Genomic DNA, 13,450 nt, shown 5'->3' on the forward strand with positions numbered 1-13,450 from the left:
GTGAGTGCCCGCGACGACCTCGAGCAGCTGCGGGCCGAGCAGCAGGACCGGAACCGGGCCGAGCAGATCGCCGGTGACTATGCCGTGCATGCCGCGACACTGGACTACAATGACCTCACCCCGTGGATCAGTGCGATGAAGACCGGAGTGAGTCCGGAACTGCAGCGGCAGTACGACGTCGTGGGGTCCGCCATGGAGCAGGTGCTCACCCCGCTGCGGATGCAGACCACTGCCGCCCTGGTCTCGGCGAAGACGATTGATGTGGCCGGCAACAACTTCCGCGTTCAGGCCGCCGTCAACATGGACATGAAGACCGCACAGCTGCCGGGTGGGTCCAACACCGTGGCGGTGTACAGCCTCACGATCGACAAGGGCAACGGCTGGACGATCACCTCGGTCGGCGACCCGACCTCGGCCATCATCCCGTTGGGGATCATCGTCACCGTCCAGATCGGCAACATCATCAATCAGCTGGGCGCCCAATCACTCCTGGGCGCCGGCAGCGGTTTCGCCGTCATCCAGCAGGCGGCACCGCTGGCGGCGGGAATGCTGCTCGGCGGGGCCGGGGCGTCGGCCATCGCCGCCGATCTGGGAGCGCGGACAGTCCGCGAGGAGATCGACGCGATGCGCACGATGGGCATCGATCCGGTTGCCCGGCTGGTGGTTCCGCGTGTCCTCGCCGCCGTCGTGGTGGCACCGCTCATCGCATTGTTCATCGTGCTGGTGGGCGTGCTGTCGGCGTATTACCTCGCGATCACCTTCCAGGACGTCGGCCCCGGCAGCTACTGGCAGTCCTTCGGGTCGTTCTCGTCGGTGCGGGACATCTTCCTCGCGTTGTTCAAGGCGGTCGTCTTCGGCTTCATCATCGCCGTCGTCGGCTGCCAGCGTGGACTCGAGGCGCGCGGCGGTCCGCGCGGCGTCGCCGACGGAGTGAACGCGACCGTCGTCGTGTCCACGGTCGGGATCATTGGCGTGAATCTCGTTCTGACCCTTGTCTACACCGTGTTCTTCCCGATCCAGTTGGGGTGACCCCGACCCGTACGCTCCCCGAGCTCAGCGGGCGATCGGACGGCGCCGATCACGCGTCGAGGAGTTCGACACTGGTGATCCGGTGCAGCGAGAAGTGTTGATCATCGTCGCTGCCCTCTTCGGCGGCCACGAGCTGGCCGGCACCAAGGGTTCGGGGCGTGACGACGTGCCGGCTCGCCGATCCCTGCGCGTTGACGTAACCGACGCGGAGGCGACGGTTGGCGCGCAGGGCGAGTTGGATGAGGGCAGTTGCCGATTCGCCGCCGCCGGTGGCTCGGACGGGTGTCGACCGTGTCGTCGGGGCGGGGGTGGCGGCGTCGGCTCGATCGTGCGAACGCATGCGGCTCACCACGATGGTCAACTGTTCGCGGGACGGAGCGGTTCGCCGGGGTGCGGGGTGGCGGCGCTGACGCGCCACATCCACCCGGCTGCCGCGTTGCCGGAGATCGACAAGGGTTCCGGAGGAATCCTCACCGGACGGTGCGAAGCCCGCCGCCCGCAACTGATCGATCACGTCGCGCACCTCCGACGGCGACACGGCCACCGTGGGTGCCAGCGCCCGCAAGGCGAGGTGTTCGGCTGCGGGGGAACGCAATACCGCCGTCATCGTCGCCGCGTCCTCGCAGCGGATGAACGACGCCGCGATACCCACGCGCAGCTGTCCGTGTTTGCGCCCGACGTCCTCGATCAGGTAGGTGAGCGACTGGGGAACCGGTGTGCGCGAATGTGTGGTGAACATCGCGATGAGTTCACTGCTGCTGCGACCGGCATCGAGTGCGCGGCGCACACTGTCCTCGGAGATGCGGTACACCGATGCGGCGCCGCCTGATTCGAGGTCGGCGACCAACTCGACCTGCTCGGCGAGTTCGGGGGTCATCGGTCCCGGTACGGTCAGCGTGAGGTCGGCCTGGGTGAGGAAATGATCGACGGGCTCGGGGAGCGCGGCGTGCATGGCCTTGAGTGTGGTCGCCTCTACCTCGTCGGGATCACCCTCGGTGGACGCCGCGCGACCCACCGAGGTGAGTGCGCCGTGCGCCACCACGCCGAGTTGACGTGCCTCGTCCAGGGTTTCGCGCACCAGCCGCAGACCGAACCGACGCAGTTGTCGGGGCCGATGCCAGTGCAGGGCAGCGGTCACGGACTCCGGGGTGAGATTGACCGCGGGTTGGGCGTCGGCGAGGACGCCGAGGATGAGGTGGCGCTGGGTGGGGGCATACGAGTCGTGGAGTTCGCTGCTGAGGGCGGCCATCGCCGAGCCGTCACGATCGGGTTCGCCAACCTGCCACGCTCGGCGCGGCATCCGCAACCAGGTGTCGAGCAGTGCGGCCCACTGCCTTTCGCGTGGCTGATGCAGCCACGTGTCCGCGGCGGGAGTCGGCGCGAAGACCTGTTCGCCGGTGTCGTTGGCCGGTGGGGGATCGGGGAATCCGGCGTCGACGAGCCGAAGGTAGCCGGCCAGTTCCACGAGCAGGGCGAGGCGCTTCTGGTCGAGTCCGGTGACCTTGGCCAGCCGGCGCAGCTCCCGGACTCCCAGTGCACCCGAGCGCAGTACCGCCGCCGGGGTGTTGCCCAGCGCGGTGAGCAGTGACGTCATGTGCCGGATGAGTTCCAGTGCCTCGCCGCCGGCGGCGTCGTCCACCGCGCGTGCGGCGAATCGCGGCTTGGCCCCGGGGTCGTGGAGTTGCGGTGGACGCAGATCATTGGTTCGCAACGGCGGCTCACTACGCAGCAACGCTCCGACGGTGGGTGGCAATTCGACTGTCTGGTCGTCGATTCGGTCGAGCAGGCCGGCCGCGATCAGTCGGGGGATCGGGGCGGCCGGGTCGGCGTCGGGTGCGGCGTCACGGCTGCGGCCCAGGGCCGGCCCGCGCGAAAGCGTTTGCAGCAGTTCACGTTGCCGGTCATCGAGCTCGTCCACGAGGGCGGCCACCTCGTCGGTGGTCCGGTGCGATGCCGGCCCGGTGAGGTGATACGCCTTCCACGGCAACGCCGCGTCGGCCTGCCCGCCACTACGCAGCCATTCGTCGTCGAGCCAGAGGATTGCGCGGCGCAGGAGCAGATCGATGCGGGCGCGGATCTCGTCGGGGTCGGCACGATCGGCGATGGCGGCGACGATGTCGTCGGCGGTGACGTGGCTGTTGTGCGGGCTGCGCCGGACGCCCAGCGCGAGTGCCTGTTCGAGGACCGCGACGCTCAGCACGTCGAGGTTCTCGCCGGCAAGGGTCAACGACGCCGGTGCCAGCGCCCGCTGGGCCAGAACGCCGGTGCCCTGCGGGGGCGGCGAGGCGAGGTCGGGACGTTCGGCGAGGAGGTCGGCCAGCGCGTCGTCGGTCAGTCCGGCCAGGTACTGCGCCAGGCTTCGCCGCTGGTCATCCGAACTCATTCGATCGAGTCTACCGGTGCGGACCGCGCGGCTTCGGTGCCCGCGGACGGTCCGTTCAGATGGTGATCTTGTGCGGCGTCGACTGATTGGTGGTCGTGCCGTCGCCGACCTGTCCCTGATCGTTCTGTCCCCAGCAGTACGCGCCGTCGGTGACGAGTGCGCACGACGTTCCGGTGCCGGTGGTCACCGCAGTGACGTCCGACGGTCCGTCGACCTTGCGTGGCACCGAGACATCGCCGGTGCCGGAGAATCCGAGTTGACTGCGCTTGTTGTCGCCCCAGCAGTAGGCGGCACCGTCGGAGGCGAGGCAGGTGGTGCCCCACGCGGTTGCGATTGAGGTGGCGGTCTCTACGTTCTTGATCGTAGTGGGGGCACTTCGGCTGTCCGTGGTTCCGTCGCCGATCTGACCGTAGGTGTTGTCGCCCCAGCAGTAACCTTTGTCGTCGGCGATCGCGCAACTGGTGCGGCGGTAGACGCCTGGCTCGTCGTCGTTGGTGTCGTCGTCGTAGTAGTAGCCGCCGACGGTGACCGCGGTGACCTTGTTGAGAGAGACCTTGGTGGGTGTGGCTGGATTGGTGGTGGTGCTGCCGTTGCCGACCTGACCGTTGCTGTTGTCGCCCCAACAGGACAGCGTGGCATCGGCGACTGCACAGGTGGTGCCGTACCCGGTGGAGATCATCGTGACGTCGGAGAGATTCGCGATCTTGATCGGGGTGGCCGAACGTTCCGGGGTTGCGGTGCCGAGTTGGCCGCGGTCGTTGTCGCCGCAGCAGTATGCCTCGCCGGCGGCCACCGCACACGTGGTGCCGTAGCTGGTCGAGATCGAGGTGACGTCGGTGAGGCCGGGTACCTTGACCGGTGCGTGCGCTTCGCCCTGTGTTTGACCGTTGCCGACCTGACCGAACTGATTGTTGCCCCAGCAGTAGGCCTCGGCGTTCGCGACGGCGCAGGTGGTGACATTCCAGGTGTCGTTGTTGGTCTGGTAGGAGCCCGTTGCGACAGCGGTGACGTTGTCGAGTGTGGCGAGCTGAACCGGTGTCGTGCTGTCCGTCGTCGTATCGTTGCCCAGCTGGCCGCCGGAGTTGTCGCCCCAGCAGCTGACCTTCCCCTTCGACACCGCGCAGGTGGTGCCCAGGTCGGTTGCGATCAGGGGCTGGGCGGTCGTGGTGATCGAATCGTCGGAGCCCGAGCGTGATTGATTCCAGAAGAACACACCGACACCGGCGGCGACGAGGAGTGCGATCACCGCGAGTACCGATCCAACGATCAGGCCGGTCCGGCGCTTCGTGGGCCCGGCGGGGGTCGGTGGTGGTCCGTAGAAACCGGCAACCGGTTGCGGCCCGGACGGGCCCTGCGGTGGAAAGGACTGCGAGAACGGCTGATTCACGACCGGAGGGGGCGGTGGTGTGACCGGACGTTGACCGTGATGAACGGGAGCGCTGATGGCGGCACGGAGCGCGGCCGCGAAGGCCCGGCAATTGGGGAAGCGCTCGGTGGGATTCCTTGCGAAGGCGCGGGCGAAGACGTGGTCGAGGCCGGGAAGGTCGGGGCGGAGCCGCGATACCGGCACGATTGCGTTGCGGACCTGGCCCATCAGAATCGCCGACGGCGTGTCGCCGGGGAACGGTGCCTGCCCGGTGATCAGTGTGTAAGCGGTACAGGCCAGCGCGTACTGGTCCGACGCCGGCGACGCGTCGGCTCCGTCGATGACCTCGGGTGCCGAGTAGGCGAGCGTCCCGATGAACGCATGGGTGCCGGTCAGTGATGCCGAGTTCACCAGTTTCGCGATACCGAAGTCGAGGACCACGATGCGTTCGATCCGCCCGGTCCCGGGCTCACGCGTGACCATGATGTTGGCGGGCTTGATGTCTCGATGAATGACCTGATGGCGATGTGCGTAGTCGAGGGCGTCGGCGACATCGGTGATCACCGTGGCGGTCTCCGCCGGGGTCAGGCGCTCGGTCGCGAGGTCCTTACCTTCGACGAAACTCATCGAGAACCACGGGCGCCCCGTTGGCGATGCCGTACCGATGGATCGTGATGATGTTCGGATGGTTCAGCTTGGCCGCGGTCCGCGCCTCATTGGTGAACCGCTGCTGGAAACTGGAATCCCCGCCCCCGGCCACCGAGATGACCTTGAGTGCTTCCCGACGTTCGAGCTGGGGATTCTCGACCAGATAGACCTCACCCATTCCACCCTGGCCGAGTTGTGAATAACGCGGTAGTCGGCGATCTGGGTACCCGGACTCAACGCCACCGTGGCCTCCCTCGTTTCTGGTCATGGCGGTCCATGAACGAATCGGACACTACCGAATGAAGGGGCCATCAGGGGTTTTACTCATCCAGTCGTTCGACGGCGTGGCCCTTGAGGTGGGTGTGGTGATTCGTGTGACTGCTGAGGCGTGAGATCACTCAGAACGCACACGCGATTTAGGTCGCTGACCAGCGTCAATGGTTGTTGTCGCGCAACCAGATCACTGATCCGGCTGCGCGGCAACAACTTCCCGTGGGATTAGCTGCCGGCTGCCTGATTGACCGCGGCGATCAGGGCGTCGGGGGTGCTGAGTTCGTGGTCAGTGCCGTTGATCTTTACGGTCGGTGTGCCCTCGATCTCGCGGAGGCCCGCCTGCGTGGCCTCGGCGATCCAGGCGGCGTAGCGACGCTCCGAGATACACGCGGACACATCGGTAGCGCCGGCCTGCACGGCAAAGGCGTTGAGTGCGTTGTCGTCATGTCCTGCACCACCTTCGGCCGGCTGACGATCGAACAGAAGCGTGTGGAAGGCAAGCCATTTCGACCAGTCGCCACCGGTCGCCGTCGACTCAGCGACGCAGGCCGACGCGTTGGCCGCACGCGACGAGTACTCGTTCTCCGAAGCACGGTCGAGGAATGAGATGATCCGATAGTCGACGGCCACTCGCGGATTGGCCTGCATACCGCGCAACGCTGCCCCGAACTGGGCTTCGAACTGCTTGCAGAACGGGCATTGCAGATCCTCGAACACCGTTACGACCGCAGGTGGCTGGCTGCCGCGCGGCGCGGTACTGACCCGGAACGCGTAACCGGTCGCGACACTCGGCCGCACCGCGGCCGGTGTGCCTGATGGTGATGACGCCGAGGGTGATGTCGCCGCGGGTGATGTCGCCGACGCCGACGCCGCCGCTCCGTCCCCGCGCGAGGTGGAGTCCGAGTCGGAGTTTCGCACGAGGGCCCAGACGCCGACGCTGACCGCGGCTACGACGACCACCGCCGCGATGACGATCCCGGCAATCAGTGGCCCTCGATTCGACGGCTTTGCCGGCGGTCCCGGCTGACCGGGGAACTGCTGGCCCGGGAACGGCGCACCCGGGAACGGCGCACCCGGAAATGGTGCTCCCTGATTCGGTGCTCCCGAATATGGCGGCCCGGCCGGCGGGGCGCCGAATGCCGGACCGTTCGGATACGGCGCCGTCGGTGGGAATTGTCCCGGTGGGAATTCTCCCGGCGGGAACTGGCCGGGCGGGACTTGTCCGGGTGGGACTTGTCCCGTGGGGATCTGATCATGCGGAACCTGCCCCGGGTCGGGCCACCCCACGGGCGTGGTCTGGTCCGGATGCTGTTCGGTGGGCTGGACGTCCATCGGCTGCGCCTGCGTCGGCGCAGAGTCGGAGCTCACGTCGTCGTCGTGCCCCTTACCGTCGTTCTCCGAGACCACCGGCCAACCTCTTCTCGTCGTATTCCGTCCGGCGCCACAGTACGCAAGGTCCGCGGCCATCAACTGTGGCGCGACGCGTCATGGCAGAATGCTGGCTGTGACCGAGAAAGCAGTGACCGACAACGCAGTGTCCGACGACGCAGTGACCAAGCAGGTTGCGACGGCCAAGCACAGCAAGAAGCGCTACGTCGACAACGGCTGGCCCTTCGACGACGGTGAGCACGCCGTCTCGGAGTTCGCGACCAACATCTCCGGCGCGTTGTCGCCCTACGGCGATGTCGAGTTCCCGCTGCCGCTGGACGAGCTGCCGTTCGTGCAGTCCAAGACGGTCATCAACCGCTGATTTCATGCCACCGCCGGCGAGCGACCCGTCCGGCCGCGACCCCGGCCTGACGCACATCGACGCGTCGGGGACCGCGCGCATGGTCGACGTCGGTGGTAAGGCCACCACCAGCCGCCGCGCCATCGCGGGCGGAACCTTCCGGACGACGACCGAGGTCATCGACCTGCTCAGCGAAGCCCGCCTCCCCAAGGGAGACGTGCTGGCCACTGCCCGTATCGCCGGCATCATGGCCGCCAAACGCACCGACGAGCTGATCCCGCTCTGTCACCAGCTCGCACTGTCGTCGGTGGAGATCGATTTCGACATCGGTGCCGACCACATCGACGTCACCGCCACGGTTGCCACATCCGGCCAGACCGGCGTCGAGATGGAAGCCCTCACCGCGGTCGCCGTCACCGGACTCACCCTGCACGACATGGTCAAGGCCGTCGACCGCCGCGCATCGATGGGGGATATCCGCTTGCTGGAGAAGACCGGCGGCAAGTCGGGCACCTGGCGTCGGGACCACAGTGAGTGACGAGACGGTAAGTGACGGGACAGGGCGTGAGCTGCACGCCTGGATCGTGGTCGCGTCGACGCGGGCGAGCCGCGGCCAATACCTCGACCGTTCCGGGCCGATCATCAGCGACTGGCTCGGCGCGCAGGGTTTCACCGTCGACGAGCACGTCGTCGTCGCCGACGGCCCGCCCGTCGGCGAAGCGATCCGCGCCGCGATCTACGCCGAGGCGCACCTCGTGATCACCACCGGCGGAACCGGTCTGACGCCCACCGATCGGACCCCGGAGCAGACCCGTGCGCTGCTCGACGTCGAGATCCCCGGTCTCGCCGACGCCATCCGCACCGCCGGACTGCCGGCCGTGCCGACCGCTGTGCTCTCGCGCGCCACCGCCGGGGTCGCCGTGACAACACTGATCGTCAACCTCCCGGGCTCGACCGGCGGCGTGCGCGACGGACTCGGCGTCCTCGACGGCGTCGTCCACCACGCCATCGACCAGATCCGCGGCGGAGATCACTGATGGGGCACAGTCATCCGATCCGGGCCGAGGTCGCCGATACCGCGATCGACCTGATGGAGCACGAGCGCTGGGTTGCCGAGGCAGCGGCGGGGCACGCGGGCGCGATCGTCGGCTTCGTCGGCGCGGTGCGCGATCACGACCACGGGCGAGGGGTTCGCGCACTGTCCTACTCGTCGCACCCGACGGCACCTCGGGTGCTCGCCGAGGTCGTTGCGGAGGTGACACTCGACGCGGAGATCCGCGCGGTGGCGGTGTCACACCGGGTGGGTGACCTGGTGGTCGGTGACGCCGCGTTCATCGTGGCGGTCGCCGCCGACCATCGTCGGGCCGCCTTCGAGACGTGCGCGCGGCTCGTGGACGAGGTCAAGGCACGTCTGCCGGTGTGGAAACACCAGTTCTTCGACGACGGCTCCGACGAGTGGGTCGGATCGGCCTGACGCCGTCGTCCCGTGCGTCCGGGGGAGAGCAGAAGAATGGAAAAGGGCCCCGCACGGATCATTCATCGTGCGGGGCCCTTCGACAAGGGGCCCATCCGGGCCACTGCGCGGGTCCGGGCGACTCAGGGCTGATTCAGGTCAGCTCAGGGCAGCGGCAGCAGGTGCTTGTTCTGGTTGAACAGCTTGATCTGCTCCGGGCTCAGCTTGACGCCACTGTCCTTGGCGGCCTTCCACATCTGCTTGACCTCGGGGGTCACGTTCGATGAGTCCAGGGCGCTGTCGACCTGGTTGGCGACGTCATCGGTGGACTTGGCGTTGGGAGCCTTGGCCAGGTTGAAGTCCTTGTGCTCCGGGGCCTGCGGCTGGTTGCGGATCGGGTTCACGTCGTTGGGCGCGGTGCGCGGGGTCGGGCCGGAGAGCGGTCCGCCGCAGCTCGGCCATGCGCCCTTGCCCTGGCCGGCGAGAACACGCTCGGCGACGACGATTTGCTCCTCGCGAGTCGCCTGGTCGGCGCTCGGGGCGAACTGGGTGCCGCCGTGGCCGGCCCAGGTGCTCGGGCTGAACTGGAGGCCGCCATGGTAGCCGTTTCCGGTGTTGATGGCCCAGTTGCCGCCCGACTCGCACTGGGCAACCTGGTTCCACTCGGAATCGGTGGCGGCGTTGGCCGAGCCGGTGCCCAGCAGGGCTGCGCCACCGCCGAGGACTGCTCCGGTGAGCGCGACCTTGGCGAGGGTCTTGGTGGTCGTGTTGGTCGTCTGCTTGCGATGACGTCCGGACATGAATCGAATTCCTCTCTCCACGCGCCTACGAAGTCAGCTGTCGGGTTCGAGCGAGAGGTTGCTCGGTCCCGGGGCCTTGTGAGCCCTGGGACTTAACCCCAAGGACATCGGTGTGATGCCCGGTCTCAGGGGATGAGGGTGGGTCCCCCGTCCTCGCTCCTAGAAATCTGTTCTCGGTGTCGGTCTCGTCGGCGGAGCGAGGCTCGGCGCGGCCGGCGAGACGTTATCTTTCTGTCTGCTTTTCTGTGACCCCCGCGGGGTCGTCTCGTACAGTACGACGTTCATTCGGTCGAATCACAGGTCTCGCACAACCTGAATTCGGTGTCGAATTCGGGACTTTCGGCGCCGATGGGCCGTCATCGCAGTTCACGGCACCAGTGGTCGTCTCGTGTCCTACTTGTTACCTCACCGTTATGTGAGCAAGGTCACAGCGCGATTGTGGTCTCAGCCACCCGCGAATGGCGGCAACACGTCGAGGGTCGTGCAGTGGCCCAGCGGCCGGTTCCGGTCGCGGACGGCGATCTCGTCGCGCAGATACGAGCAGCGGGGCAGAACCGCGGCGAGAGCGGGGTTTCCGGCTGCGAGCAGAGCTTCCAGTTCGCCTACGGTCGTGGCCGGTTCCACGTCGACGACGACGCTCTCGGCACCTGCAGCCGCGCGCGCGGCAGCGAAATAGCGGACGGTCAGCTGCATGGGGCTCTCAGCCGCCGATCGCAGACATCGGCCGGGCAGGCTGCCGGAAGTCGGGGGTGTTGACCGCGTGCCCGGCCGCCTTGGCCCACGCGTTGGCGCGCCAGCGGGCCGCGATCGCATCGTCGATTCGGTCGTCGGGCAGGGTGCGGAGAACAGAGCGCAGATCCGTCTCGGTCGTCGCGAACAGACAGTTGCGCAGCGAGCCGTCGGCGGTGAGCCGGGTGCGGTCGCAGTCCCCGCAGAACGGCCGTGTCACCGATGCGATCACGCCGACCCGCGCCGGACGCCCGGCCCGCTGATGGCCGTCGACGATCCACGTCGCTGCGGGTGCGCTGCCGCGCGGCGCGTCGTCGGGCCGAAGGTCGAAGGCCGCCGACAACGCGCCGAGGATCTCGTCGGCAGTCACCATGCGCGCACGCGCCCACGCATGATCGGCGTCGAGCGGCATCTGTTCGATGATCCGCAGTTCGTAACCCTCCCGCAGGCAGAACGCGAGGAGGTCGGGCAACCGGGCGAGGTCGGAGTGGTCGGCGAGGACCGCGTTCACCTTCACCGGGTCGAGCCCGGCGTCGCGGGCCGCGGCCAGCCCGGCGAGGACGTCGTGCAGCCGGTCGCGCCGGGTGATCTCGGCGAACCGTTGCGCATCGACGGTGTCGAGCGAGACGTTTATGCGGTCGAGGCCGGCGTCGACCAGTCCGCGGGCCCGCCTGGTCAGGCCCAGACCGTTTGTGGTCATGGCCAGCTCGGGTCGCTGCGGGAGCGCCGCCATGCGCGCGATGATCTCCTCCAGATCGCGCCGCAGCAGCGGTTCGCCGCCGGTGAAGCGGATGCGGTGCACGCCGAGGTCCCGCACCGCGACGGTCAGCACCCGCACCAGTTCATCGGTGCTGAGCAGTTCCGCGGAATCCATCCAGTCCAGCCCCTCGGCGGGCATGCAGTAGGTGCAGCGCAGATTGCAGCGGTCGGTGACCGAGACCCGCAGATCGCGCGCTACCCGGCCGAAGGTGTCGATCAGCGCGCCGCCGGCTGCCTCCGGACGTCCCGGGGCCGACGCCGCGGCGTCGGGCACGCGGCGTGTCGGCAACCCGAGCGCGACGGTCGTCACTACCGTCTGGCTTCCAGAGCGCGGAAAGTGCTGGCGTGGAACACAAGTGGTTCGACGGTGGGGTCGGCGCGCAGGGTCTCGATCGCCAGGAGGACCACGGTGTGGTCGCCGGCCTGGATCTCGTTGTGGATGGTGCACGACAGGTGGGCGGCGGCGTCCGGGATGAACACCGCGCCGTCGTCGCCCAGCAGCGGCGTGATCCCGTCGAAGCGGTGCTCGGCGGTACCGGCCATCTGCCGGCACAGCTGCGACTGTTCACCGGCGAACACGCTCACGCCGATCGCCGGGGCGGTGCGCAGACGCGGCCAGGTGGTCGAGGCGTTCTGTACGCACACCGACACCAGGGGCGGATCGAGGGAGACAGTGGTGAACGAACTGGCCGCCATTCCGATCAGTGCGCGCGAATCCGGTTCGGCGGGGTCCTGGGAACAGACAGCGACGACGCCGGACGGGAAACAACTGTAGGCCTGACGCAATGCGGACGCGTCGGAGGCGGGAGCGAGCTCGAAGGCGATGCGGTCGGTGGTGGTCATCTGTTATCGCACCCGCCGCCCGGATCGAAGGGCCGCGACCAGACCGAGGGCGAAACCGAGGGGCGCGCACATCGTCAGCAGGTAGACCGCGGTCGGGGCGGTGTCGCCGTGGCTGACGAGCGGCGTGACGAACAGGGCGATCACGGCGAGGATTCCGATGGCGAAAACCACGCCGGCGACCGCGACCAGGCTCACCGATCGGCGCGCGGTTCCAGTGCGTTGCATACCTCCACGGTAGATCACTTCCCGGCCCCGGCCGGCCCAACCGGTGTGGGCTCACTCGCATGACGGGTAATGCCCGTGACTCGTCTGGCGGCGGTTGGCTACCATTGACCGACCAGGCGCCTTGCTCATCTTGTCCGAGCTTGTTCATGTAAGGCTCACTCGCGATGGGTGACGGTGCCTTTTGTTGTGACCGATCCGAACAGATGAGGGTGAGCACAGTGCCGACCGGCAAGGTGAAGTGGTACGACGCGGAGAAGGGCTTCGGCTTCCTGGCACAGGAGGACGGCGAGGACGTCTACGTCCGTTCTTCGGCGTTGCCCGACGGTGTCGAGGGGCTCAAGCCCGGACAGCGCGTCGAGTTCGGCATGGCCGCGGGACGACGCGGCCCGCAGGCCCTGAGCGTGACCGTTCTGGAGCCGGCGCCCAGCGTCGCCAAGAACACGCGCGAGGCCGCGCGTAAGGAAGTCAAGCGGCACAGCCCTGACGAGCTGCACGGCATGGTCGCCGATCTCATCACCCTGCTCGAAGGCAAGGTGCAGCCGGATCTGCGCAAGGGACGCTATCCCGATCGCAAGACCGCTCAGCGGATCTCCGAGGTGGTCCGGGCGGTCGCCCGAGAGCTCGACCACTGAGTTCGCCGGCCGGATGGCCGGCGTGTGCGTCCCCGGGCCGTCAGGCCTCGGGGACCATGTAATCGGCCGGTTTGGTGTCGACGGCCAGTACCCCTCGGGCCGGTCCGAGCGTCCCGTCCTGGTTGATGATCGCCGAGGGCAGGTTGACGGTGATCCCGAGCAGCACCGAATCGGGTCGTGACCGGAGGATGACGGTGTAGCGGCTGCCGGAGGCGTAGGTTTTTTCGTCCTCGTAGGGCCCGCGTGGCGTGGAGTACAGCGCAATCAGCGTCCACGGTCCCTCGCCGATGCTCGTCGACACCGAAAGGACCGCCGTCGTACCGATCGGGACCGGGACGTGCGGGGTGTCGCGCTGCGGCCGATCCAGCGGCGGATCGCAGCCCCGCAGGAACAAGTCGCACCACCGGACAGGGTCGATCTGGTGGAGTCCGTCATCGGTCGCCACGTGCAGGTAGGGCTGGTGTTCGCGGGGTGCGTCGCGCACCAGCAGGAACACCGCCGTCCCCACGACGGCGACAAAGAGCACGGCGACCGCCGTGATGATGGCGAGCGCCTTCTTCTCGCCGCTGCGCAAGTACATG

The 13,450-nt window shown here is 67.9% G+C and carries 16 protein-coding genes and 1 riboswitch; of the genes, 6 read left to right on the forward strand and 10 right to left on the reverse strand.

The window, feature by feature from the left end; all coding sequences use genetic code 11:
* A complete protein-coding gene (locus tag GBRO_RS26825) occupies positions 1-1,029 on the forward strand; it encodes an ABC transporter permease (protein WP_227892857.1) in 1,029 nt (342 codons plus the stop codon).
* Between the two features lie 49 nt (positions 1,030-1,078).
* Here GBRO_RS26825 and GBRO_RS06025 read toward each other — a convergent pair whose 3' ends face one another.
* From GBRO_RS06025 to GBRO_RS27350, 4 genes are all read right to left on the reverse strand, one after another.
* Positions 1,079-3,412, reverse strand: a complete 2,334-nt coding sequence (locus GBRO_RS06025) for a helicase-associated domain-containing protein (RefSeq protein WP_012833093.1) — start codon at positions 3,410-3,412, stop codon at positions 1,079-1,081.
* 55 nt (positions 3,413-3,467) lie between these two features.
* Entirely contained in the window at positions 3,468-5,405 is a 1,938-nt protein-coding gene (locus tag GBRO_RS06030) for a protein kinase domain-containing protein (RefSeq protein WP_321573975.1), read from the reverse strand.
* Positions 5,386-5,604 carry a protein kinase family protein gene (locus tag GBRO_RS27490; RefSeq protein ID WP_321573976.1) on the reverse strand — a complete coding sequence of 73 codons (219 nt, stop codon included), beginning with the start codon at positions 5,602-5,604 and terminating at the stop codon, positions 5,386-5,388. Before GBRO_RS27490 ends, GBRO_RS06030 begins: the two co-directional genes overlap by 20 nt.
* A 320-nt stretch (positions 5,605-5,924) precedes the next feature.
* Positions 5,925-7,106 carry a DsbA family protein gene (locus tag GBRO_RS27350; RefSeq protein ID WP_265338552.1) on the reverse strand — a complete coding sequence of 394 codons (1,182 nt, stop codon included), beginning with the start codon at positions 7,104-7,106 and terminating at the stop codon, positions 5,925-5,927.
* 142 nt (positions 7,107-7,248) lie between these two features.
* On the opposite strand from GBRO_RS27350, the gene GBRO_RS06040 reads away from it, so the two are divergent.
* Genes GBRO_RS06040 through GBRO_RS06055 form a run of 4 tightly spaced genes read left to right on the forward strand, consistent with a single transcriptional unit; the run spans position 7,249 to position 8,902 of the window.
* Entirely contained in the window at positions 7,249-7,449 is a 201-nt protein-coding gene (locus GBRO_RS06040; protein ID WP_041920279.1) for a hypothetical protein, read from the forward strand.
* A 4-nt stretch (positions 7,450-7,453) separates the two neighbouring features.
* Positions 7,454-7,966, forward strand: coding sequence for a cyclic pyranopterin monophosphate synthase MoaC (gene moaC, locus GBRO_RS06045; protein WP_012833096.1), 513 nt, complete (start codon positions 7,454-7,456; stop codon positions 7,964-7,966).
* Positions 7,959-8,465, forward strand: coding sequence for a MogA/MoaB family molybdenum cofactor biosynthesis protein (locus GBRO_RS06050; RefSeq protein WP_012833097.1), 507 nt, complete (start codon positions 7,959-7,961; stop codon positions 8,463-8,465). Before moaC ends, GBRO_RS06050 begins: the two co-directional genes overlap by 8 nt.
* A complete protein-coding gene (locus tag GBRO_RS06055) occupies positions 8,465-8,902 on the forward strand; it encodes a molybdenum cofactor biosynthesis protein MoaE (protein ID WP_012833098.1) in 438 nt (145 codons plus the stop codon). Before GBRO_RS06050 ends, GBRO_RS06055 begins: the two co-directional genes overlap by 1 nt.
* A gap of 143 nt (positions 8,903-9,045) precedes the next feature.
* On the opposite strand, the gene GBRO_RS06060 is transcribed toward GBRO_RS06055, so the two are convergent.
* From GBRO_RS06060 to GBRO_RS06080, 5 genes are all read right to left on the reverse strand, one after another.
* Positions 9,046-9,681 carry a transglycosylase family protein gene (locus GBRO_RS06060; RefSeq protein WP_012833100.1) on the reverse strand — a complete coding sequence of 212 codons (636 nt, stop codon included), beginning with the start codon at positions 9,679-9,681 and terminating at the stop codon, positions 9,046-9,048.
* A gap of 6 nt (positions 9,682-9,687) precedes the next feature.
* Positions 9,688-9,870, reverse strand: a riboswitch (cyclic di-AMP (ydaO/yuaA leader).
* 255 nt (positions 9,871-10,125) lie between these two features.
* Positions 10,126-10,374, reverse strand: a complete 249-nt coding sequence (locus tag GBRO_RS06065) for a MoaD/ThiS family protein (protein WP_012833101.1) — start codon at positions 10,372-10,374, stop codon at positions 10,126-10,128.
* A gap of 7 nt (positions 10,375-10,381) precedes the next feature.
* Positions 10,382-11,479, reverse strand: coding sequence for a GTP 3',8-cyclase MoaA (gene moaA, locus GBRO_RS06070; RefSeq protein WP_012833102.1), 1,098 nt, complete (start codon positions 11,477-11,479; stop codon positions 10,382-10,384).
* The gene (locus GBRO_RS06075; RefSeq protein WP_012833103.1) at positions 11,479-12,012 is read right to left on the reverse strand and encodes a flavin reductase family protein; all 534 of its coding nucleotides are present in this window, start codon (positions 12,010-12,012) and stop codon (positions 11,479-11,481) included. Before GBRO_RS06075 ends, moaA begins: the two co-directional genes overlap by 1 nt.
* 3 nt (positions 12,013-12,015) lie before the next feature.
* A complete protein-coding gene (locus GBRO_RS06080) occupies positions 12,016-12,237 on the reverse strand; it encodes a hypothetical protein (RefSeq protein ID WP_012833104.1) in 222 nt (73 codons plus the stop codon).
* A 218-nt stretch (positions 12,238-12,455) separates the two neighbouring features.
* Here GBRO_RS06080 and GBRO_RS27495 point away from each other — a divergent pair, with 218 nt between their 5' ends.
* Positions 12,456-12,869, forward strand: coding sequence for a cold-shock protein (locus tag GBRO_RS27495; protein WP_041919753.1), 414 nt, complete (start codon positions 12,456-12,458; stop codon positions 12,867-12,869).
* A gap of 40 nt (positions 12,870-12,909) precedes the next feature.
* Here the strand turns inward: GBRO_RS27495 and GBRO_RS06090 are convergent, their stop codons facing one another.
* Positions 12,910-13,449: a DUF2771 family protein gene (locus GBRO_RS06090; RefSeq protein WP_012833106.1), complete on the reverse strand. Its 540-nt coding sequence runs from the start codon at positions 13,447-13,449 to the stop codon at positions 12,910-12,912.
* Between the last annotated feature and the right edge of the window lies 1 nt (position 13,450).

It is taken from the genome of Gordonia bronchialis DSM 43247 (assembly GCF_000024785.1).
GTDB lineage: Bacteria > Actinomycetota > Actinomycetes > Mycobacteriales > Mycobacteriaceae > Gordonia > Gordonia bronchialis.